Below are 21,717 nucleotides of genomic sequence, written 5' to 3' on the forward strand. Positions count from 1 at the left end.
AATTAATTATCGCTCTTTTTATTTATAAACTTTTTAATAGATTTAGTGGTTGTCTAAATTTCTTAATTGGTGTAATTTTTCTTTCCAAACATCAAGACTTTCTTTGTGAAGCGCAATGTTTTTGCGAACTTCCAGAACTATTGAGTTTTCTTTCTTGGCATTTTTAGTATTGGTAAAGAACTGAATGTTATTTTCTAATTGGAAAATTTCATTTTGAACTTCTTCAATTTTACGCATTAAGAAAATTTTCTCATTGTCTAATTTTCTAGTATCATTACTTTCTGATAAATTATCGATTCTATTAGCAAATCGAATCATTTCTGTTTCTTTTTTGCTTAAGCTTAATTTTTCAAAAAGCGCATCTAGTATCTTATTGAATTTACCTTCGATATGACGTCTAGGAAATGGTACTTTTCCGAAGTTTTTCCATGTCTCGATGTGTAATTTTATAGCATCAAGATCTGTTTTGTGATCACCAGTAAGTTGGAATTCACGAATAGTTTCTAAGTAAGCTTTTTTATTATCAAATGCAGCTACTTCATCACCATTTTCTTCGTTTTTGTGCTCTTTTAATTTATCAAAATAACTATTACAAGCATCTTTAAATTCTTTCCAGATTTTATCAGAGTATTTTCTAGGAACATGACCAATTTGTTTCCACTCTTCCTGAATTTTTTTCATTACAGGAGTAGTCGATTCATAATCGGTGCTTTCTTGTAATTCTTTGGCTTTGGCAACAAGAGCCATTTTTTTATTTAAATTGTCGTTTTGATCCTTCTTAATGTCTTTATAAAATGAATTTTTAAAAGTATTAAAGTTTCTAACGGCAGTTTTAAATGCAGTCCAGGTAGCTTCGTTTACATCCGAAGGAACTTTTCCTGCTGCGAAGAAAGCAGAGCGTAAAGCTTCTACTTTTTCTATTTGTAACAACCAAAGCGCGTGTGTATTTACCTTTTCGGTAGCAAGAACTTCGATTTGTGCAATAATATTTTTCTTAACTTCTAGATTTTCAAGTTCTGAACCTCTAATGTTCTCAAACAAAACTTCGCGTTTATCATGGATTTTTTTAGTTAATTCACTAAACTTATTCCATATCTCATCACGGTGTTCTTTAGAAACTGGACCGATATCTTCTTTCCAGATTCTATGTAAATCTTGTAATTCTCTAAACGCTTTGCTTACATCAGCTTCATTAACTAATTCTTCTACGCGAGCTACAATTTTTTGTTTTTGTTCAAGATTGTGTTTAAAATCTAAATCTCTGGCTTCACGATCTAAATGCAAATAATCATAAAAATTCTCTACATGAAAATGGTAGTTATTCCATACGTGATTGTACTTGTCTTTTGGGATAGAACCAGCATTTTTCCATCTTTCTCTTAATTCATTAAAATGTTTAAGAGTATCTTTTATGTTTTCTTGCGGATTAATAAGCTCTTTTAATTCCTCAACAATAGCCAGTCTATTTTCTAAATTTGATTTTAGATTGGTTTGTAGATTTTTAAAATGTGCATTTCGATGATTTCTGAATATATTGTAATATTCATCGAACTTCGTTTTTAATGGAGAATGATATTGAAATTCTTCATTTGGATCTTGATTCTCAGCATTAAATTCTTCTCTTTTTTCTTCGATAAGATGATTATACTGTAGTAAAAACGATTTCTTTATTTCTTCAATATGCTCTTTTACAGACATAACTTTGTCTGAAGAAACTAATTTTTTTAGTTCAGCAACAAGTTCGTCAAGCGAAAAAGTATTATAATCTTGCATCGGAAGGTCGTGACGCTCTTTTAGAGTTTCGTCTTCACTTTCTTCAGCATTAGAATTGGTTATTGCATCTAGTGCTGTCTGATTTTGAGTTTCAGCAACAGCTTCTGTATTCGATAATTCTTCCTCAGAAAGAGTTATTGTATTCTCAGATTCAGGCACAATGTTCTCTGCTTCATTTTCAATAATTTCAACCGAAGTTGTCTCACTGTTTTCAGCAGAATTTGCAGATCCATTTTCTAATTTTCCATCTGCATCTTGCAGGTTATCATTCTTTTCTTCTAACATCTTGTCAATGTATAAGGTTTTTACTTTAAATCTAGAGCGAAAGATAGTAAAGGTGTTCGGAACTACAAAATAAATCCCTTATTTATAGTGTGTTTATGTTTAAAATTCTTACTAATGGGTTGTTTTTGAGGAGATAAAAGAGATTGAGATTAGTGTAGAATATTTAAAATATTTTGATTTTTTTGTCTAAAGTTGGTTTTAGAGCTATTTTATGTTCGAAAAACGTTTTACAATTGTCTGATAAGTTTTGCCTCCATTTTTTAATTTTCTTTCTTGTGTTTCAAGATTTACCGTGTATAACCCAAATTTTTTGGCATAACCTAAACTCCATTCAAAATTATCGATTAGTGACCAGTAGTAATATCCTCTTACATCATAACCATCTTTTATAGCTTCGGATATGGCATATAATTCTCTTTCTATAAATAAACTTCTCCTGTTATCTTTGGCATCGGCAATACCTGTTTCGGTAATAATAATTGGTTTCCTGATGCGTGACATTCGTTTTATGGCTCTGTAAATTCCTTCGGGATAAACGGTATAATCCATGTCGGTCATTTCTTCGCCAGCTACTGGCGAAAACATTTTTTCATGTTCTATAAATTTGAAAGTTGTAGCATAATGTGAATAGTAATTAAGCCCCATAAAGTCGATTGTATTGGGAGCATCTCTATCAATGTAATTTACATTGGCTTCAAACGGAACGCCAAAATGATATTTCCCAGTTTCAAAAAAGTTCAATGATGAATTGTTAAAATTATCATTGGCAACTAAAGCTCCAATCCAATCGAGTAAATTCCATCTGTTTTTAGGCTCAAAAAAGAAAATGTCTTTTACAATACCTATTTGAGATTCCTTGCCATTTGGTAAAGCTTTCAGCATTTTGTAAGCTTGAGTATGCGCAATTAGGATGTTTTTTAAAACTTGCCCAGCAATTTTAGAGTTCTTTTTGCCCGGAGGAAATATATCTGACATAAATGCCAAATTGGTGTACACATTAATTTCATTAAATGTTGTCCAAAAAGTAACCCGATTACTGTATCTATTAAAAACAGTTTTTACAAATAATAAAAAATAACTGTTATTTTCTTCTTTTTCAAATCCTCCTTTATTCATAAACCAAAGCGGTTCTTCAAAATGGTGTAATGTGATGTTTGGGATGATTTTCTTGGCTAATAAGCTATCAATTACATCTGAATAATGCTGAATTGCTTTTTCGTCAAATTTGTCTTCTTCGGGGTTTATTTTGCTCCATGATAAGGAGAAACGATAGGAGTTAACGCCTAGTTCCTGCATGAGTTCGATATCTTTCGGGTATAAGTTCCAATGATCTGTGGCAAGTCCAGCTTTGTCACCATTATCAATGCGGGGTTTACCATCTTTATTTTTTTGATTTTCGCACCAAGACCAATTACTATTCGTATGTCCGCCTTCGACCTGATGAGCGGCTGTTGCAGTTCCCCAATGAAAATCTTTAGGGAAGTTTAAATCATGTGTATTTTTCTTAGTCCAATCCCAACTTATAACGGGGTATTTTATAGAAAGATAAATAATTATAAGAAGATATAGTATTGCTATTACAACGAGTACTTTTAAAAATATATTCATACTTTATTTATCTGTTTAACAGAAACAAAGCTAGGGTATTAAGGTTAAGTGATTATTTTATGGTGTTATGTTAGTATTAAAAAACGGCAATTAATGGTTGTGTTGTTATGTTTCGCTATAGTCTGGAAAAAGGAATGTGGATGACACGGATTTACAAAAGTAAAAACGCGGATAAAAACGGATTCTACTTGTTATTCTTAAAATCCGTGTCATCCGCGTTCAATTAAGCGAGAGGCTTCAGAATAGTCGTAAAACAAAAAAAAAACACAATCTTGCAATTGTAGTCTTTAATATTATTTTTGGAAGTATTTTATTTATTCCATATTTTCCAAGCTTTTTCGGCTTGAAAAATAAGCATATCGTATCCGTTTTTTATTACGGCTCCGTTTTCTTTTGCTTTTTTAAGAAATGTTGTTTCTTCAGGATTATAGATTAAATCGTAAGCGATGTGTTTTTTTGTAAAAAACTCGTACGGAATTGCTGGATAAGCTTCAATATTTGGGCTTGTACCAACGGGTGTACTATTGATTATAATTTGGTAATTATCAAAAGTTGTAGCGTTGATTAAATTATAATCTATGATGTTTTCTTTGGCTTCGCGAGAAACAAAGGTGTATAAAATCCCTAATTCGTCTAATGCAAAAGCAACTCCTTTAGAAGCGCCACCTGTACCTAAAATCAATGCTTTTTTGTGGTGTGGTTGCAATAAAGGTTTTAATGATTTTTTAAAACCATAATAATCGGTGTTGTATCCTTTTAATTTTCCGTTTTTGGTAAATTTTACTGTGTTTACAGCACCGATTAATGTGGCTTTTTTTGATAGTTTATCTAAAAAAGGTAGTATTTGTTCTTTGTAAGGAATTGTTACATTCAATCCTTTTAAATCGGGATTGTTTTTTATTAATGCTGTAAAAAAGTTAATTTCCGGAATATCAAAATTCTCATAACTACATCCTTTAAAATGTTCGTCGTTGAATTTTTCGGTAAAATAACCTTTTGAAAAAGAGTAACTAATATTTTTTCCTAATAAGCCAAAACGCCTTTTTAAAATATGAATCATTATTGTTTTTTATGTTTTGTAATATAATTTTGTACCGTTTTTTTAGTCCAAACCACTGGAAATAAGTCTTCGATTAAAATATAATTGTCAAAATTTAATCGTAATCCATTACTTAAGTGAAATTTGGCTTTAGTATTGTCTTGTATCATAAAATACAATCCTGCTAAACGGTATTCGACTTCGTTTTCTTCTGGGAAATATTCAGTTGCTTGCAATAATGTTTGAATTGCGCTTTCGAATTCGCCCAAAAACTGAAGGATATCTGTCCAGAACAACCAAGTATCTAGTGCATGATCACCAAATTCGACTGCTTTTCGGTAGCCAAATTCTGCTTCTTCAAAAAAGTTCATTTGTTTGTTTATCATCGCATAGCGTTTCCAATACAAACGGTTTTGATTGTCGATTGCTAATGCTTTATTAACAAAGAACAATGCTTTCTGGAAGTTTTTTTGGCGTACATAAAAGTCGGTTATGGCAATCCATCCTTTGTCTAAAAGTGGATCTTCATGTACAGTTTTATTGTAATATTTTAGCGCTAAAGCTTTATTGCCTAGTTTCTCGTAACATTTTCCTATTCTTAATAATGCATACGATGTTGCATCATCTAGCTCGATGGTACGGTTGTAGCTTTCTATTGCTTCGGCATATTGTTTTAAACGTTCGTAAGCTTTGGCTCTTTCCATGAATGCACCAAGAAACTCATCGTCGATTAAAGTTGCATAATCAAACGCACGGATGGCGCTTTCATATTCTTTTACGCCATAATGCAAGCGTCCTAGCTGATGCCAAGCGATTTCGCTATAAGGATTTTTGTTTATGTATTGGTTTAAATAGGTAATTGCTTCTTGATTTTGATCTAAAAACTCAAAACAATATACTACGTTGTATAAGGCCGATTGGTCTTCTAAATCTTCTTCCAGACATTTGATAAAGCTATCTTTTGCCATTTCAAGATTGTCCATAAAAAGATATTCCATACCGATTAAATTGTACACGTCGGCAAAATCATCTGTGTATTCTAAAGCAATTTTAAGTAATTCGACTGCTTTTTCGTGTTGATCTCTTTTAGAATAGATGTTTGCTTTCTGGATGTAAATTTCTTCGTTGTTAGGTTCGATTGCGTACAACTCGTTCAAAAGCTTTTCGGCTATTTCGAGTTTGTCGTCATACACCAGCATCTCTACTTGTACTAATTTTAAGCCTGTAGATTTAGGATGTTGATCTAGTGCTAGTTTTAAGGCCTTTTTTGCTAAATTAGCCTTGCCTATGTCCAGATAATGAAGGATAATCTCTTCAAATTCTTCTGAATCAAAAAAGAGTACTTTGTTAGTTTTTAACATAGACTCAAATTTGGATAGGGATAGGTTATAATCTTCTTCTTCGTTGCTTAATTGCATACTTTATTTTTTTGATATTAGCCTATTATAAATTTAGGCAACATGTTTTTGTTATGTGGGGAAGGAGGGAATTGTTGTGAACAATTTAATTAACAATATTTGCAGTACCTGCAATCAGTTTCTAGGTGGGTTTTTTATAAAACTGAAAGTATTAAATTCGTAAATATTCTTTTGTCAACGATATGCTTTAGCCCAGATAGAAGCGATATCCTTTTGTTTTTTTCTTTAAAAAACAAAAGATATAAGCGGATAGCTGGAAATAGCTCCTAATTATTCTTTTTGCTTCATTATTTCATCCATTACATTTAGGATGATGGCGCAACCTTCTCTTATTTCTTCTTCAGAAATTGTTAACGGAGGTGTAATACGTATGGCACATCCTTCAAACAGCAACCAGAATAAAATAAGCCCTTTGTCCTGACAGGTTAAAATAACTTCGTTTGTTATTTCGGCACTTTCTGTCATGGCGGCAAGCATTAATCCTCTTCCTCTAACTTCCTTAATCAAAGGATGTACCAAAAGTGTTCTGATGAGTTTTTCTTTTTCTAATGTTTCGGGCATTAGGTTTGTCTCAGTAATTTCTTTCAAAGTTGCCAAACAGGCTGACGCAATGACAGGGTGGCCCCCAAAAGTGGTTATGTGTCCGAGTTTTGGATTTTCGGTAAGCAGATCCATTTTTTCTGCCGATGCTGTAAATGCGCCTACTGGCATTCCGCCTCCCATACCTTTTCCCATAACTACAATATCGGGAACGACTTCGTAATTCTGAAAGCCAAATAGTTTTCCTGTTCGACCAAATCCTGGTTGAATCTCGTCGACTATCATCATGGCTCCAACTTCGTCGCAACGTTTGCGTACTTTTTGAAGAAAATTATTATGTGGCTCTATAAATCCTGCTCCTCCTTGTATTGTTTCGAGTATTATTCCGGCAGTTTTTGTGGTTATTTTTTGTAAATCTTCTTCGTTGTTAAACGTAATGAAGTCGACATCTGGAATTAAGGGTCTAAAAGCTTGTTTGCGCTCTTCGAATCCCATAACACTCATTGATCCCATTGTATTGCCATGATAGGCGTTATGACATGATATTAACTGGCTACGTCCTGTTGTTCTTCGGGCTAGTTTTAGTGCGCCTTCAATTGCTTCGGTTCCTGAATTTACTAAATAGGTTTTATTTAGTGATTCGGGAAGGAGGGAAGCCATTAGTTTGCAATACTCTACTGCTGGACTTTGCGAATATTCTCCGTAGACCATTACATGTGAATATTTGTCTAACTGATCTTTTATTGCTTGATTTACTCTTGGATGCTGGTGACCTAATGTACAGGCTGAAACACCTGCTACGAAGTCTAAATATTTTTTATTATTGGTGTCGTATATGTAGGATCCTATGGCGTGCGAAACTTCCATTCCTAACGGATATGGTGATGTTTGTGCTTGGTATTTTATAAAATCTGGATTCATTTCTTTTTAAGGTACTAAGGTTCTAAGTTACTGAGGCGCTAAGGCTCAAAGGGACAGAGGTTTTCTAGTTTAATGTTTTAAACTGTTATTATTGTTATTATTGTTATTAAAAACGGTGATTGAAAACTGTCACTGCGACTGCATACTAAAAATTGAGAGTATATACTACTTCTTGGTCTTAGTTGTCTTAGCAGGTTTTGCTGCTGGTTTTTTCTTGTCGTAATCGAGTGTTTCTTTCCTTACTTTCATAGGAACATTTTCTTTGGCATTTTCGTCTTTTCCTTCTTGGACTAATTTGTCGTTTTCGTCGTTTTCTTCTTTTGTGAAAATATCATCTTTAGACTTTATCTTTTCGTCTCCTCGCCAAACCATACCTCTAAGTTTTCGAGCATTTTCGGGTAATTCGGCTTCGGGGAATATATCTCCATCTACTTGATTGAAGAATGTAATGGTTTCGATAGCATTGTTTTCTAAAATAAGATTGATTTTGCTACTTACGTTTTTATTAATTCCTATGAGTTCATTGGCATCATTCCGCATATAATAAATTACTTCGGTATTTTTTATGACATCAACATCGTGTAGTTTTCCGTCCCTAAATTTTCCGAATAAATTTAATCCCTTGACTTGATTATAGCCAGTTCCCAAGGTATCCTTGGAGATTATAAAGGTGTTATTGAGGACTTTGAGCGAGTCGAGTTTTTTGGTGTTATTATCGCCAATAAGATGCATAATATCGCCTGTAATCTGGCTTTCGCCGTTCCAGAGTATTGGGTTTCCTATTAGTTTTGTTAAGGCTGTTCTGCTATTAGAGTGTATCGAATCGCATTTTCCACTCATATCGGTTTTAAAAAAACGAACATTGTTAAAAGCACGAATGATTCGATCACCTTCTTTTCCTGTAATCATTAGCCTTTTTCCGTGTATGTAAACGGAATCGTTATCGACAAAGTTTATTGCAACGGCTCTCTTAGTAACAAACATAGAATCTTTTTGTTTGTATATTTCGGCATAATGACCTTTTACTATTCCGCGATTTATGGAGTCTGTAATTTTTACATTTCTAGTTGCCGATGCAAAATCTTTATTTCGGTCGTAGTATAAACTATCACCTTCTATTAGGCGGGTATCATAGCGAATGTATGATTTCCGGAGAAAATGTGCCAGATTTTTTTTAGTATCATAAAACCCTTTTTCGGTATAGATATAATCGGTTTTACTGGTAATTGTAGATGGGCCAAATAGATAGGAATGTCCAGAATTACTATAATAATCTAAGTGGTTTGATTTTATAACACATTTAGGATTGGTAACCGTAACTGCGGTTAGGAATACAAACTTTTTTTGTTCGGCATAATATCTTCCTGATTTACTTTCTAAAGTGTTGTCTTTGTTGATAATAGTTCCTTTAGAATTATAGAATACTTCCTGAACGTTTCTGTCAAAGTTTATTGTGTCTGTTTGTAATGTTGCATCTGGAGAACTCATAACAGCATTTCCTGTTGCAAATGCTTTTTTAGAGTTTCCGCTATATTCTGCGTATTTACTATTTAAGAATAAGGTGTCACCTTGTACTATTTGTACATTTCCAAAAGCTTTTAGGTAATTTTCTCCTTGAAATAAATAAGCTTTATTACAAGTTAAAACCACACCATCGTGATTTACTTTTACGTTTCCGGTAAGTAAAATGGCGCCTGGCATTTCGATTTCATTCCTGTCGACAAAGTCAGAATGCTCGATGTTAATTATTTTTGGAGCTTGTGCCATTCCTAAATTAACACTTAAAATTAGCAAGCAGCTATATATGAAAAAGAGTGATTTCTTCAATTGATTAAATTTTTGTCAAATTTATGAAAAAGGAAACAACCTTAACAGATATTAGGATTTATTTATAACTGATATTATTTGATAGGGCTAAACTTTTTTTACCACGAACTATACGAATTTTTGCGAATTGATTTGTTTTAATTCTATTAAAAGTCCTAAACACATTTTCTTAGAATAACTGACGAGAAAAGAAACGCGGATAAAACAGATTCGCTTAAGTAAAAACGCGGATAAAAACAGATTTTTTAATTTGTTGCAGAAAAAGAAATTAACCGCAAAGGGCGAAAAGGTTTACGCAAGGTTAGCAAAGATTTGAATCTATTTAATTCTTTAGTTTGTGGGGGAAAGGAACGCGGATAAAACAGATTTGCTTAAGCGAAAACGCGGATAAAAACGGATTTTAAAATCATTCTAATCTTTTTAATCTGTGGTAAAAAGATTTAAACGCAAAGAACGCAATGATTTACGCAATCCCGAAGCGTCGGCAGCAAAGTTTTGAATCTGTTTAATCATTTTAATCTGTGGCAAAAATTAATAGCAAAATAATTGTTTACGCAATCCCGAAGCGTCGGGAGTAAAGTTTCAATCCTTTGAACCTTTGTAGCTATGAACCTTTGCACCTTTAATAAAAAGTTTAAGTTATCAACAAATAAATATACTAACACGTTGTAGTGTTAGTAGCGAAACCGTTTTTTTAGTTAAATTTTATTCTGCCATTTTATGTCTTAAAAAATAGATTAAATTTAAAAACTGGTTAATACATTTTGGTATTAAAAATTAATAAAAGCACACTATATAAACATGATAAAAGCACGTATTCTTATAGCAGGTATTACCGCAATGGTATTAGTTACTGCATGTAAAACAAAAGATATAAAATTAAATACGGACAAGAGGGAGGTAGTTTCAGGAAATAAAGTTGTTGTATATCAGGTTTTCACCCGTTTGTTCGGGAATACAAATACCACAAATAAACCTTGGGGAACTATTGAAGAGAATGGAGTAGGGAAGTTTAACGATTTTACCGATAAAGCACTACACGAAATTAAAGATTTAGGTGTTACCTATATTTGGTATACTGGTGTTCCTCATCATGCGCTGGTTCGTGATTATACTGCATTTGGAATTTCTAATGATGATCCCGAAGTGATAAAAGGTAGAGCAGGATCACCGTATGCCGTAAAAGATTATTATAATGTAAATCCTGATTTGGCAGTTAATCCAGCCAATCGCTTACAAGAATTTGAAGCTTTGATTGTACGTACGCATAAAGCAGGCTTAAAAGTAATTATAGATATTGTCCCCAATCATATTGCGAGAAAGTATGAAGGCAAAAACAATCCTGTAGGCGAAAAAGATTTTGGCGCCAATGATGATGTAACGGTTGAATACAAACGTGATAACAATTTTTATTATATACCAAATACCCCATTTCAAATTCCTGATAATGATGTTCCGTTAAACGGTGAGAAAAATGCGCTTGTAGATGGGAAATTTGGTGAAAATCCTGCAAAATGGACAGGAAATGGTTCGCGTAAAGCCAAACCTGATCAAAATGACTGGTATGAAACAGTTAAAGTAAACTACGGAATTCGCCCTGATGGTTCTAAAGATTTTCCTGAACTTCCTGCTGATTTTGATAAAAAATCATACCAAGAGCATTATAATTTTTGGAATGATAAAGATGTTCCTGATTCTTGGAAGAAATTTAAATCAATTGCTTTGTATTGGACAGATAAAGGTGTTGATGGTTTCCGTTTTGATATGGCCGAAATGGTTCCTTATGAATTTTGGAGTTATATGAACTCAGCGATTAAGGTTAAGAACCCAAATGCTTTCTTATTAGCAGAGGTGTATAACCCTAAAGAATATCGTAATTATATTCACTTGGGTAAAATGGATTATTTATATGATAAAGTAGAAACGTATGATAAACTGAAAGACGTAATTAGAGGAAAATCTTCGCCTGACGAGCTTTCGGGTATTCAGCATAATATGTCAGATATTGAGCATAATATGCTTCATTTTCTAGATAATCATGACGAACAACGTTTGGCAAGTTCTGAGTTTGCTGGAACTCCAGAAAAAGGAAAACCTTTGATGGTAGTTTCTACAACAATAAGTACTTCGCCAACGATGGTTTATTTTGGACAGGAAGTAGGAGAAGCAGGAAATGAAAATGCTGGATTCGGAAAACCTACAAGAACTTCGATTTTTGATTATATCGGCGTGCCAAATCATCAGCGATGGATGAACAATGGCAAATTTGACGGAGGACAACTTACGCAATCTGAGAAGGATTTGAGAGATTTTTATAAGCGATTACTAAATTTCTCGATAAAGAGTTCTGCGTTAATGGGCAGTTTTCAAGAAATTCAAACTGTAAACAGAAAGAATACTTCAGGATATGATGCGGGTATTTATTCTTATGTGCGTTGGTCAAATAATCAAAAACTAATTATTGTAGTTAATTTTTCTGCGGATAAAACAAGTGAATTTGAATTGAAAGTTCCTGTGGATGTTATTGCTAAATGGAAATTGAAAGATGGAGAATATACGCTTACGGATCAATTGTATTTAAAAGATAAAACTAGTTTGGTTGTGAGAAATGGTGAAGGAAAAGCTAAAGTTAAATTAGCGCCATTGGAGTCGTTTATTTATGAATTGAAGTAGATTAATATTTTTGTTAAAACCAAAAAAAAGCTGATACAAAATGTATCAGCTTTTTTTTTTAGACTTTTCTAACCTTGGTTAGAGCAGTTTTATAATTTTCGTTTATCTTTTCCCAATTAATGATATTGAAAAAAGCATCGACATAACTATTTTTTCTGTTTTGGTAATCCAGATAATAAGCATGTTCCCATAAGTCCAAAGCTAGAATTGGAGTTCCAGAGATTAATGCGTTTTTCATTAAAGGATTATCTTGATTTTGGGTTGTTGTAATTTGTAATTTCCCAGCTTTATCTACAACTAGCCAAACCCATCCTGATCCGAATTGTTTTGTTGCTTCAGCTTTAAATAAATTTTTAAAGTTATTATATGAGCCAAATTCTTTATTCATTGCACCAGCCAGTGTATCTGTAGCTTGTTCAGCTTCTGGTTTTGGAGTCATACATTTCCAATAAAGGGAATGGTTATAATATCCACCAGCATTATTACGAAGATTTGCATCATTTAAATCTAACTTGCCTAGAATTTGCTCAATCGTCATATTTACATAATCAGTATTGGCAATTGCTTTATTTAGGTTATTAGTATAAGTTAAATAATGTTTTGAGTAATGTGTCTCCAGAGTTAATGATCTAATATTTGGAGCTAATGCGTTATATGCATACGGAAGTTTTTCTAGTAGAAAAGCTCCTGGATTTGCTTTAACTTCATCTGGGCTCCCAATTATTATTTTTTCATCCTTTGATGGTAGAGGAACTTCAACGACTTCAGTTAGTTTATTGTTATCATTACAAGAGAGAATCGTAAATGAAATCAAGATAAAAAACGAAAATTGAATACTATATTTTTTCATAAAATATCTATTTTGTTATTAGTGAATTAATGATTTCTATATAATTTTCTTTGGCTTCGTCTACACTTAAATGACTAATTTGAATCCACGCATTTGTTTTAAAAGCGTTTCTCAAGTCAAAATTTTCAGATTGGCTATACTTTGCAGTACCAAAAGTTGCTTGTTTATAAAAAGCATACAGCCTCAATTGCACATCTTGTGGCAGTGAGGCTTGTGTCATTTTGGAAGCAATTTCTACAGCCTCTAAAAATCGTGTATCTAAATCTTTTTCAGTCATTACCCTTTTGTAGCAATAATGGTTTTACCCCCAATTGCTTTTTGGTCTAATACAACATTAATAGGTGTGCCCAAAGGTAAGAAAATATCTACTCTTGAACCAAATTTAATAAAACCTGCATCTGTTCCTTGTACAACTTGCATTCCTTCTTGTGCATAATTCACAATTCGGCGTGCTAATGCACCTGCAATTTGTCTATATAAAACTTCTCCGAAAGTTTTATTTTCGATTACAACAGTTGTTCTTTCGTTTTCTTCACTTGCTTTTGGGTGCCATGCAACCAAAAATTTACCAGGGTGGTATTTACTAAATTTTACAATTCCGTCTAATGCATAACGAGTAACGTGTACATTAATAGGCGACATGAAAATTGAAATTTGTAGGCGTTTGTCTTTAAAATATTCACCTTCGTAAACTTCTTCAATTACAACAACTTTACCATCAACAGGAGCAAGAATCTGATTGATATCTTTGATAACTGTTCTTTTTGGGTTTCTAAAAAATTGCAATATTATGATTAACAATAATAAAGCACTAATCTGAATCAACATTTTAAGCCAATTGATATCAATAAAATGATCAGTTAATAAAAGTACAACACTAACGAATATAGTGCCTAATAAAATGGATTGGGTTCCTTCTTTATGAAACATAATTTAAAATTTGGTAAAATAAAAATACAATTGGTGCTACAAATATAACACTATCTAATCGATCTAGAACGCCTCCGTGTCCAGGCATTATTGTTCCGCTATCTTTAACTCCAGCTATTCTTTTAAATTTTGATTCAATTAAATCGCCGATAGTACCAAAAACACCAACGATTAAAGCGATGATTGTCCATATTAAAATAGACATATCACTAAAGTTAGCGTTAGGTTTGATATATAATTTTGAAATTAAATAACCTGCAAAACAGGCAAAAACAACTCCGCCAAGAAACCCTTCGATGGTTTTTTTTGGTGAAATACGTTCAAATAATTTATTTTTTCCAATAGATTTTCCTACCAAGTAGGCAAAGGTGTCATTCGTCCAGATAAGAATAAATAATCCAATAATGATTTTTGGATTATAATCTTTTATTCCAAACGAAATTTTAGTAATAAAAATAAAAGGCAATGTAATGTATCCTAATAAGTAAAGATATTTAGATGCTCGACTTATTGTTTGAGTATCATCAAATAAAAACACAATGCATTTTACCGATATCAATAAAGTAATTACTAATAAAGCAGTGTTTAATTGATCTACATTGATGGTGAATTTAATATCTTCTTTTAAAAATTTATTGATGTAATTTTCAGTTTCGCTTTTATAAAAACTTAGGAGTGATATGGTTGAGTAAAACACAGAAACAAATAAAATTGAAAATATTTTATTAATGTGAGCCAGATTACAAAATTCGTAAGTTGCAATAATTAGAAAAACACCGAAAAGTAAAATAAAACTTTCCGTTGAATATAGGATAGACGTTAGTAGTAATACTATATAAACGGCACCAGATAGAGCTCTCTTGAGGGTTTCATTCATCTTACAGGTCTTCTAAGAGCAATAAATACAAGTTCTTCGCTACACTTCCGTATTGCGTAAAGTCTTCTTCTTTTGCTTTTTCGAAATATTTTATAGTGGTAATATTGGTAGGGTAATCTCTTTCGTACTTACGTTTTATGGCACTAAGACCATCACTTTTAGCAGTAAGAATTTGACTTGTAGTTGCAAGAATAACAATATTTATAGGCAACTCGTTAGGTTTGTTCTGTTTAATTTGTTTTGATGAAAACAATATAGAACCTTCTTCTGCAATTAGATTTTCACAACTAGCTAATAAGAATTTAGGATTAGTTGGTCTTTGGTAAATTAATTTATTCTCTTCTAGCAAATGAAATAAGGCGGGCTCATAACATGCGGCTTCACTTTCAAACCAATCATTTTCTTCTAGGATATTTTCAAACTGTTCAGTTACTTCCTGAATATTTTCGCAGTATAAAAATTTACCTCCATTTTTTTTAAAATTGAAAATGAATTGTTCATCTATAGAAAGAGGATTCTCAGAAAGTGAATTGCTATATTCACTTTGATTCTCTTCATCAGATGCGTCATGGCTTGAACCAAATAATTTTTTAAAAAAGCTCATTATTGTTGAAATGCTTTACGTGTTAATTGAAAACGTTCAAAGATAAAAAAATCTTAATTCAAAAGTGGCTTTTGAATTAAGATTTTAAAAATAATTAAATTATTTGAATAGTATTACGAAACTACTTCTTCTAGGTTTTTATCAAAAGTACGTTTTCCGAAAATTGCTTCTAGGTCATCTTTAAAAATAACTTCTTTTTCAATTAAGATTTCAGCAAGTTGATTTAACTTATCTTTGTTGTCTTCTAATATTTTTATTGCTCTTTGGTATTGACCTTCAATTAATTCTGAAATTTCACGGTCGATAACTTTTGCAGTTTCATCAGAATACGGTTTTGAAAAGTTGTATTCGCTTTGTCCTGTTGAATCGTAATATGTAACATTTCCGATTTTGTCATTCAGTCCGTAAATCGTTACCATAGCACGAGCTTGACGTGTAACTTTTTCTAAATCGCTTAATGCACCAGTCGAAATTCTGTCAAAAGTTACTTTTTCAGCAGCTCTTCCGCCCATAGTTGCACACATTTCGTCTAGCATTTGGTCTGTTCTTACGATTTGTCTCTCTTCTGGTAAGTACCATGCAGCTCCTAAACTTTGTCCACGAGGTACAATAGTTACCTTAATAAGTGGTGCAGCATGTTCTAACATCCAGCTTACAGTTGCGTGTCCAGCTTCGTGAATTGCAATTGCTTTTTTCTCGTCTGGAGTAATAATTTTGTTTTTCTTTTCTAGACCACCTACAATTCTGTCTACAGCGTCAAGGAAATCTTGTCTATCTACAGCAGTTTTGTTGTTTCTTGCAGCAATTAATGCAGCTTCGTTACATACGTTAGCAATATCTGCTCCAGAGAATCCGGGAGTTTGTTTTGCAAGGAAATCTAAATCAAGACCTTCTACTTTTTTCAAAGGAGCTAAGTGTACTTGAAAAATTTCTGCTCTTTCACGAATGTCTGGTAAGTCTACAAAAATCTGTCTGTCAAAACGACCAGCACGCATTAAAGCTTTGTCAAGAACATCGGCTCTATTTGTTGCAGCTAATACAATTACGTTAGAGTTTGTTCCAAAACCGTCCATTTCTGTAAGTAATTGGTTCAGTGTATTTTCTCTTTCGTCATTACCGCCAGACATATTGCTTTTACCACGAGCTCTACCTACAGCATCAATTTCATCAATAAAAATGATTGCAGGAGATTTTTCTTTTGCTTGTTTAAACAAATCACGTACACGTGAAGCTCCAACACCTACAAACATTTCAACAAAATCAGAACCTGATAATGAGAAGAATGGTACTTGTGCTTCGCCAGCTACAGCTTTTGCTAATAATGTTTTACCAGTTCCAGGAGGTCCTACAAGTAAGGCACCTTTCGGTATCTTACCTCCTAAGTTGGTGTATTTTTCTGGGTTTTTCAAGAATTCTACAATTTCTTGTATTTCTTCTTTAGCACCTTCTAAACCAGCTACATCTTTAAATGTAGTTTTGATATCAGTTTTCTCGTCAAAAAGTTTAGCTTTTGATTTTCCAATGTTGAAAATTTGTCCGCCACCGCCACCAGCGCCGCCTGACATTTTTCTCATAATGAAAATCCAAACTCCAATAATAATGATAATCGGAAGTAAACTAATTAATATGTCACTCCAGTTATTTTTTTGAAGGAAATTAAAATCTTTCAGTTTGCCTTCGCTAACTGCTTTTTCTAATTTAGTTTGAAAAATCTGATCGTTACCAATTTCTAAAGTATAGTGAGGACCTTTGTTAGGTCTGTCAAAAATGTCTTTAGATACTTTTTTTTGCGCTGGATCCTTAAGTGCAGCAGCATTAAGATACACTTCAGCTTCAGCTTTATTGTATACAATTACTTTATCAATTTGTCCTTTTTCTAAAAAATCATTGAATTTAGAAGAGGTTAATTGGGCAGGCTCTTGTAAACTTGATCCTCCGGTTGCAAAACTGATAAATAAAAATATTAAAAGTATTGCGGTATAAATTAACCAAGGACTTATTTTAAATTTACTCGGGGTTGGATTATTATCTTTAGCCATTTGAAGAATGTTTCTTTAGTATTTGTTTTCGATTGTAGTTATTTTGGCATCTCCCCAAAGACTCTCGATATTATAATATTCTCGAATGTGTTTTTGAAATACGTGAACAACAATGTGCACATAATCCATAAGAACCCACTCTGCGTTATCGGTTCCTTCTATATGCCATGGTTTGTCTTTTAATTCTTTTGATACAGTTTTTTGTATTGAGCCTACGATGGCGTTAACTTGGGTATTCGAATTTCCGTTGCAAACGATAAAATAATCGCAAACTGCTGCGTCTATTTCCCTTAGGTCTAGGATACTAATATCATTTCCTTTTACTTCTTCGATTCCTTTGATTATGTTCGCTAACAGAACATCATTATTAACAGTCTTTTTCGCCATGAATTATTTTATATGAGTTTGTAAAGTTACCAATTTTTGTGATTATTTTTGAACCTTAACAAAATATTAAATTAAGTTATATAAATTATTTAGATGAAACTAATCAAACTCGATGCCATAGATTCAACAAATGAGTTCTTAAAATTATTAAGTAGCCAACAGGAGTCGGAGAATTTTACTGTTGTTACTGCCGAAAACCAAACAAAAGGGAAAGGACAAATGGGGGAGGTTTGGCGTTCTGACATAGGTAAGAATTTAATAATGAGTGTGTTGGTTAAGGATTTCTTGCTTGATAGTGAGCAGTTTTTTAATTTAAATATTATCTTTTCATTATCAGTAATAAAAGCTTTAGAAGAATTAAATATTCCTGATTTAAGTATAAAATGGCCAAACGACATTATGTCATATAATAAAAAGATTGGTGGTATTTTGATAGAAAATACGCTCAAAAGTGATGGCACTATCGTGTCAGTAGTTGGCTTAGGCTTAAATGTAAATCAGACAAATTTCGAAAATCTGCCAAAAGCTTCTTCATTAGCAGTGATTTGTAACGCCCAATTTAACAAAGAAAATCTAGTTGTTTCGATTGTAGAGATAATGAAAGAGAATATTCTCCTTTGGAACAAACGATCTAACTTCTTTTGGGGAGAATATTTTAATAAGTTATTTAGAAAAGGAGTTCCAATGCCCTTTAAAAATGTAAATAATAAAAATTTCATGGGAATTATTCAGGGAGTTTCTTCAATAGGAAAATTACAAGTTTTACTAGAAGATGACTCAGTTTCGGAATTTGAGATTAAAGAGATTAAGATGCTTTATTAAAAGAGGTACTAAGGTTCTGAGAGGCAAAGGCTCAAAGGTTTTATTTTGATTGTTTTTCATAGCCCTTAGTAACTCTGTGAAAAAATAAAATCACTTTGATTTTTTTAATCATAGACTTAAATAAAGTTCAAAAGTTTTTAAACTTGAACTTTTATTGTTTTTACGGTTTTAGATTTTAATTTTCTATTCCAGTATATTATATACAGCGTTCCTATGATTGATGGTGTTATCCATGTAATTATATTTCCAATGCCCAATCCAGCAACGATAAAAGCTGTTATTGAAGCGATCAGAGCGCCAATCATTTTTCCGATATGTTTGGATAACCAACCTTTATTTTTCTCCGAAAGATTTCTAAAATAAATAAAATCTTTCACAGTCATATAAAACCCAAATCCACCAAAGAAAGTAAATAAGATTCCGTTTTCAATGCTGTTTAATTGACAATATATTCCAAGTGAAATCATTATTACAGAGAAAAATAGCATAGTTCCTGAAGTTATCTTATCAGTTAAATCAGCTTTTGCCTTGTTTTTAAAAGTCAAAGCTCTATTTCCTGAAATAACCAGGTATATTGTAAATAAACCAATCAAGAATAAAAAAATATTGTGGTGTTTTGGAAAACAACAAACTATAAGTGAAAGAATCGAACTAGTTAGCATTCCGATAGAGAATAGTTTTCCCGTTTTTCGATGTAAAGGCTTTCCTTTTTTTACAATTACACTTCCAATTCCAGTAATTAATCCAATTCCTCCGAAAAAAGCGTGGATATAAATTAAAATCTTGATAGTTAGTTCCATTTTGATGTTATTTAGTTTGATGATTCAAACTTCTAACAATATTAATGTATTACATAAAATACATTACCGAACTGTTTCTTTTTAATGATGAATTGGTTTTTTTAAGGTACTAAGGTTTTAAGTAACAAAGGTTCAGAGGCTTTTAGCGACGTATTCAAACAAAAAGTCCGATTTAGCTTTGCTAAATCGGACTTTTAAATTTTATAATTATGAATTAACAATTATCTATTGTTAATTATAGTTTAGTCATATTGTTGGCTAGAGTTTCAATAAATTTACCAATAGGTCCTTTTATCATCATTGCCATCATTGGGTTGAATTCTCCTTCAAAATCAAGCTTTACAGCACTAGAAGTATCTGAAACAGTTTCGATGTTAGATACCAATGTAAATGGTAATTTGTCGCTTGCAGCACCCAAAACAATTTTGTTTGGAGCTGTTTTTTCTTTCATTTTTAATTTTATTTCCGGCATACCTTTTAATCCAAAAATAAAAGCATCTTCGCCAATTACTTCAAATTTAGCAATGTTATCTGGCATTAATTTTTCAAAATTTTTCACATCACTCAATAAATCAAATAATTCTTGAGCCGATTTCTGAACGGTAACTTTTGGACTTTCTAAGTTCATGTTTTATATTTTATTTAAATAATATCGTAAATTTTTGCAGCAAAGTACATAAGTTCTTTATGTTATTAAACTTTATAAAGTCCAGGTTTCAAAGCTGTGTCGGAACTAAATTTCTAAAATCTAGAATTTAAAATTATTCTTCTTGTCTCCAAACCGAAGGATTTACGCTCCATTCCTGCAAGGTAACCAAATCTTCTTCAGGAATATATTTTTTAGCGACAGCAAGGTTTAATAAATTCGAATAGTTACTTAGTGTGTATAAGTCGATTTTTGCATCCTGAAAGTTTTTCTCAGCAACATCAAAACCATAAGTAAATATAGCAGCCATACCCTTAATATTGGCTCCAGCATTACGTAAAGCCTCAACAGCAAGCAAACTACTATTTCCTGTGCTTATTAAATCTTCGACAACAACAACATTTTGTCCCTTTTGTAAAAAACCTTCAACTTGATTTTGTCTTCCGTGTTTTTTAGGTTCTGGTCTAACATATACAAATGGTAATCCTAAGCTTTCGGCAACAAGAATACCAATACCTATGGCTCCTGTAGCAACTCCAGCGATTACATCTGGCTTACCAAATTGTTTTTCAATGTTCTTAGCAAACTCATCTCTAACATAATTTCTGATGCTTGGAAATGAGAGAATTAGCCTGTTATCACAATAAATAGGTGATTTCCATCCCGAAGCCCATGTAAAAGGATTTCCTGGATTCAATTTAATTGCATTTATTTGCAAAAGCAATTCGGCTGTTTTTTCGGCAGTATCTTTATTAAAAATCATAGTACAAATGTATAAAGTTTTTGTGAACGACAAACCACTTTTTTTGACAAATGAAATCTCCAAAGAGACTAATTTTCAATTGTTCTTGTTGGAAAGTATTGACATAGAGCAAATTATAGTCAAAATGTTCCAAAATAAAATTCAAGCAGCGTATTTATATCATCCTGACGAAAAGGAAATTATGAAAACGTTAAAGTCAAAAATTCCTGTAAATAAAGCAGGAGGAGGACTAGTTTATAATAAAAAAGGAGAAGTGTTATTCATCTTCAGAAATGGAAAATGGGACTTACCAAAAGGCGGAATAGAAAAAGGGGAGGAGATCGAAGACACCGCCATGCGTGAGGTAGAAGAGGAAACAGGAGTTGGTAAATTAAGAATTACCAATAAATTACAAAAGACATATCACGTTTTTAAACGTAACGGAAAATACAAATTAAAAATTACGCATTGGTTCGAAATGCAATCCGATTTTAAAGGAACGCCACAAGGACAATTAGAAGAAGGAATCGAAAAAGTAGCCTGGTTAAGTCCCGTACAGATAAAAGAAGCACTTAAAAACTCCTACGAAAACATCAAATTACTATTCGAAGAAGAGAGTAAAATCGCTTAGAATAAACATTTGGGCGTGCCACCATATAAAGAAAGACCCAATGAGCCATAACGTTCATTGGGTCTTTTTTTATATGCTGTCGGGCTATACGCGCTACTTTGGTAGCTAGCTTTTATCCCTCACGCGGGATTCTGTTTGTGGTTATTAGTTTTTAGTCTTAGTTACGTTTTCGATTTCTTCGCTAGCGCGAGTGTCCCGCTCGTGACTATCTTTTTAAGTTTAGTTATCTAATTGATTTTGATTACGTTCACGAGCGGGACGCTCGCGCTAGCGGGCAATGACTATATTGGAAAGACATAAAAAAA

19 protein-coding genes are annotated in these 21,717 nt (G+C 32.5%); 3 read left to right on the plus strand and 16 right to left on the minus strand.

Annotated features, from left to right (window positions below):
• Positions 1-42: 42 nt before the first annotated feature.
• The 6 genes from B8T70_RS19525 to B8T70_RS19550 all read right to left on the minus strand — a co-directional run bounded on the left by B8T70_RS19525 (position 43) and on the right by B8T70_RS19550 (position 9,351).
• Positions 43-2,058, minus strand: coding sequence for a DUF349 domain-containing protein (locus B8T70_RS19525; RefSeq protein WP_039112999.1), 2,016 nt, complete (start codon positions 2,056-2,058; stop codon positions 43-45).
• Positions 2,059-2,262: 204 nt separating this feature from the next.
• Entirely contained in the window at positions 2,263-3,666 is a 1,404-nt protein-coding gene (locus tag B8T70_RS19530) for a glycoside hydrolase family 1 protein (RefSeq protein ID WP_086895931.1), read from the minus strand.
• A gap of 310 nt (positions 3,667-3,976) precedes the next feature.
• Complete coding sequence (locus B8T70_RS19535) at positions 3,977-4,726, minus strand: shikimate dehydrogenase (protein ID WP_086895932.1); 750 nt, start codon at positions 4,724-4,726, stop codon at positions 3,977-3,979.
• The gene (locus B8T70_RS19540) at positions 4,726-6,123 is read right to left on the minus strand and encodes a tetratricopeptide repeat protein (protein ID WP_039118327.1); all 1,398 of its coding nucleotides are present in this window, start codon (positions 6,121-6,123) and stop codon (positions 4,726-4,728) included. Before B8T70_RS19540 ends, B8T70_RS19535 begins: the two co-directional genes overlap by 1 nt.
• Before the next feature lie 270 nt (positions 6,124-6,393).
• Positions 6,394-7,584 carry an aspartate aminotransferase family protein gene (locus B8T70_RS19545; RefSeq protein ID WP_086895933.1) on the minus strand — a complete coding sequence of 397 codons (1,191 nt, stop codon included), beginning with the start codon at positions 7,582-7,584 and terminating at the stop codon, positions 6,394-6,396.
• A 165-nt stretch (positions 7,585-7,749) separates the two neighbouring features.
• On the minus strand, positions 7,750-9,351 hold the full coding sequence (locus B8T70_RS19550; RefSeq protein ID WP_052250029.1) for an OstA-like protein: 1,602 nt from the start codon (positions 9,349-9,351) through the stop codon (positions 7,750-7,752).
• 861 nt (positions 9,352-10,212) lie between these two features.
• Between B8T70_RS19550 and B8T70_RS19555 the strand changes: the two genes are divergently transcribed.
• Positions 10,213-12,084, plus strand: a complete 1,872-nt coding sequence (locus B8T70_RS19555; RefSeq protein ID WP_086895934.1) for an alpha-amylase family glycosyl hydrolase — start codon at positions 10,213-10,215, stop codon at positions 12,082-12,084.
• A gap of 58 nt (positions 12,085-12,142) precedes the next feature.
• On the opposite strand, the gene B8T70_RS19560 is transcribed toward B8T70_RS19555, so the two are convergent.
• The 7 genes from B8T70_RS19560 to rsfS all read right to left on the minus strand — a co-directional run bounded on the left by B8T70_RS19560 (position 12,143) and on the right by rsfS (position 17,771).
• Positions 12,143-12,934 (minus strand): superoxide dismutase, encoded by a 792-nt coding sequence (locus tag B8T70_RS19560; protein WP_086895935.1) that lies wholly within the window; start codon positions 12,932-12,934, stop codon positions 12,143-12,145.
• 7 nt (positions 12,935-12,941) lie between these two features.
• Complete coding sequence (locus B8T70_RS19565) at positions 12,942-13,211, minus strand: acyl-CoA-binding protein (RefSeq protein ID WP_039112992.1); 270 nt, start codon at positions 13,209-13,211, stop codon at positions 12,942-12,944.
• Entirely contained in the window at positions 13,211-13,864 is a 654-nt protein-coding gene (locus tag B8T70_RS19570) for a phosphatidylserine decarboxylase family protein (RefSeq protein ID WP_039118332.1), read from the minus strand. The genes B8T70_RS19565 and B8T70_RS19570 overlap by 1 nt, the downstream gene beginning before the upstream one ends.
• The gene (locus B8T70_RS19575; protein WP_039118333.1) at positions 13,854-14,741 is read right to left on the minus strand and encodes a phosphatidate cytidylyltransferase; all 888 of its coding nucleotides are present in this window, start codon (positions 14,739-14,741) and stop codon (positions 13,854-13,856) included. The genes B8T70_RS19570 and B8T70_RS19575 overlap by 11 nt, the downstream gene beginning before the upstream one ends.
• A gap of 1 nt (position 14,742) precedes the next feature.
• Positions 14,743-15,345, minus strand: a complete 603-nt coding sequence (locus B8T70_RS19580; protein ID WP_039112989.1) for a lactate utilization protein B/C — start codon at positions 15,343-15,345, stop codon at positions 14,743-14,745.
• Between the two features lie 113 nt (positions 15,346-15,458).
• Entirely contained in the window at positions 15,459-17,384 is a 1,926-nt protein-coding gene (ftsH, locus tag B8T70_RS19585) for an ATP-dependent zinc metalloprotease FtsH (RefSeq protein ID WP_039112988.1), read from the minus strand.
• Positions 17,385-17,399: 15 nt separating this feature from the next.
• Positions 17,400-17,771: a ribosome silencing factor gene (gene rsfS, locus B8T70_RS19590; protein ID WP_039112987.1), complete on the minus strand. Its 372-nt coding sequence runs from the start codon at positions 17,769-17,771 to the stop codon at positions 17,400-17,402.
• Between the two features lie 93 nt (positions 17,772-17,864).
• Between rsfS and B8T70_RS19595 the strand changes: the two genes are divergently transcribed.
• Positions 17,865-18,593 (plus strand): biotin--[acetyl-CoA-carboxylase] ligase, encoded by a 729-nt coding sequence (locus B8T70_RS19595; RefSeq protein ID WP_086895936.1) that lies wholly within the window; start codon positions 17,865-17,867, stop codon positions 18,591-18,593.
• Positions 18,594-18,730: 137 nt separating this feature from the next.
• Here B8T70_RS19595 and B8T70_RS19600 read toward each other — a convergent pair whose 3' ends face one another.
• The 3 genes from B8T70_RS19600 to pyrE form a co-directional block, all read right to left on the minus strand.
• On the minus strand, positions 18,731-19,393 hold the full coding sequence (locus B8T70_RS19600; RefSeq protein WP_086895937.1) for a hypothetical protein: 663 nt from the start codon (positions 19,391-19,393) through the stop codon (positions 18,731-18,733).
• Between the two features lie 235 nt (positions 19,394-19,628).
• Complete coding sequence (locus B8T70_RS19605; protein ID WP_086895938.1) at positions 19,629-20,021, minus strand: SRPBCC family protein; 393 nt, start codon at positions 20,019-20,021, stop codon at positions 19,629-19,631.
• A 133-nt stretch (positions 20,022-20,154) separates the two neighbouring features.
• Positions 20,155-20,802 (minus strand): orotate phosphoribosyltransferase, encoded by a 648-nt coding sequence (gene pyrE, locus B8T70_RS19610; RefSeq protein WP_039112983.1) that lies wholly within the window; start codon positions 20,800-20,802, stop codon positions 20,155-20,157.
• A gap of 7 nt (positions 20,803-20,809) precedes the next feature.
• Between pyrE and B8T70_RS19615 the strand changes: the two genes are divergently transcribed.
• Positions 20,810-21,412, plus strand: a complete 603-nt coding sequence (locus B8T70_RS19615; protein ID WP_039118336.1) for an NUDIX hydrolase — start codon at positions 20,810-20,812, stop codon at positions 21,410-21,412.
• Positions 21,413-21,717: the final 305 nt, after the last annotated feature.

It is taken from the genome of Flavobacterium sp. AJR (assembly GCF_002156885.1).
In the GTDB taxonomy this organism is placed as follows: Bacteria; Bacteroidota; Bacteroidia; order Flavobacteriales; family Flavobacteriaceae; genus Flavobacterium.

Excerpts from the sequence above, each read along its gene's own strand:
- B8T70_RS19525 (WP_039112999.1), bottom strand. The coding sequence starts at position 2,058 with ATGTTAGAAGAAAAGAATGATAACCTGCAAGATGCAGATGGAAAATTA.
- B8T70_RS19530 (WP_086895931.1), bottom strand. The coding sequence starts at position 3,666 with ATGAATATATTTTTAAAAGTACTCGTTGTAATAGCAATACTATATCTT.
- B8T70_RS19535 (WP_086895932.1), bottom strand. The coding sequence starts at position 4,726 with ATGATTCATATTTTAAAAAGGCGTTTTGGCTTATTAGGAAAAAATATT.
- B8T70_RS19540 (WP_039118327.1), bottom strand. The coding sequence starts at position 6,123 with ATGCAATTAAGCAACGAAGAAGAAGATTATAACCTATCCCTATCCAAA.
- B8T70_RS19545 (WP_086895933.1), bottom strand. The coding sequence starts at position 7,584 with ATGAATCCAGATTTTATAAAATACCAAGCACAAACATCACCATATCCG.
- B8T70_RS19550 (WP_052250029.1), bottom strand. The coding sequence starts at position 9,351 with ATGGCACAAGCTCCAAAAATAATTAACATCGAGCATTCTGACTTTGTC.
- B8T70_RS19555 (WP_086895934.1), top strand. The coding sequence starts at position 10,213 with ATGATAAAAGCACGTATTCTTATAGCAGGTATTACCGCAATGGTATTA.
- B8T70_RS19560 (WP_086895935.1), bottom strand. The coding sequence starts at position 12,934 with ATGAAAAAATATAGTATTCAATTTTCGTTTTTTATCTTGATTTCATTT.
- B8T70_RS19565 (WP_039112992.1), bottom strand. The coding sequence starts at position 13,211 with ATGACTGAAAAAGATTTAGATACACGATTTTTAGAGGCTGTAGAAATT.
- B8T70_RS19570 (WP_039118332.1), bottom strand. The coding sequence starts at position 13,864 with ATGTTTCATAAAGAAGGAACCCAATCCATTTTATTAGGCACTATATTC.
- B8T70_RS19575 (WP_039118333.1), bottom strand. The coding sequence starts at position 14,741 with ATGAATGAAACCCTCAAGAGAGCTCTATCTGGTGCCGTTTATATAGTA.
- B8T70_RS19580 (WP_039112989.1), bottom strand. The coding sequence starts at position 15,345 with ATGAGCTTTTTTAAAAAATTATTTGGTTCAAGCCATGACGCATCTGAT.
- ftsH (WP_039112988.1), bottom strand. The coding sequence starts at position 17,384 with ATGGCTAAAGATAATAATCCAACCCCGAGTAAATTTAAAATAAGTCCT.
- rsfS (WP_039112987.1), bottom strand. The coding sequence starts at position 17,771 with ATGGCGAAAAAGACTGTTAATAATGATGTTCTGTTAGCGAACATAATC.
- B8T70_RS19595 (WP_086895936.1), top strand. The coding sequence starts at position 17,865 with ATGAAACTAATCAAACTCGATGCCATAGATTCAACAAATGAGTTCTTA.
- B8T70_RS19600 (WP_086895937.1), bottom strand. The coding sequence starts at position 19,393 with ATGGAACTAACTATCAAGATTTTAATTTATATCCACGCTTTTTTCGGA.
- B8T70_RS19605 (WP_086895938.1), bottom strand. The coding sequence starts at position 20,021 with ATGAACTTAGAAAGTCCAAAAGTTACCGTTCAGAAATCGGCTCAAGAA.
- pyrE (WP_039112983.1), bottom strand. The coding sequence starts at position 20,802 with ATGATTTTTAATAAAGATACTGCCGAAAAAACAGCCGAATTGCTTTTG.
- B8T70_RS19615 (WP_039118336.1), top strand. The coding sequence starts at position 20,810 with ATGTATAAAGTTTTTGTGAACGACAAACCACTTTTTTTGACAAATGAA.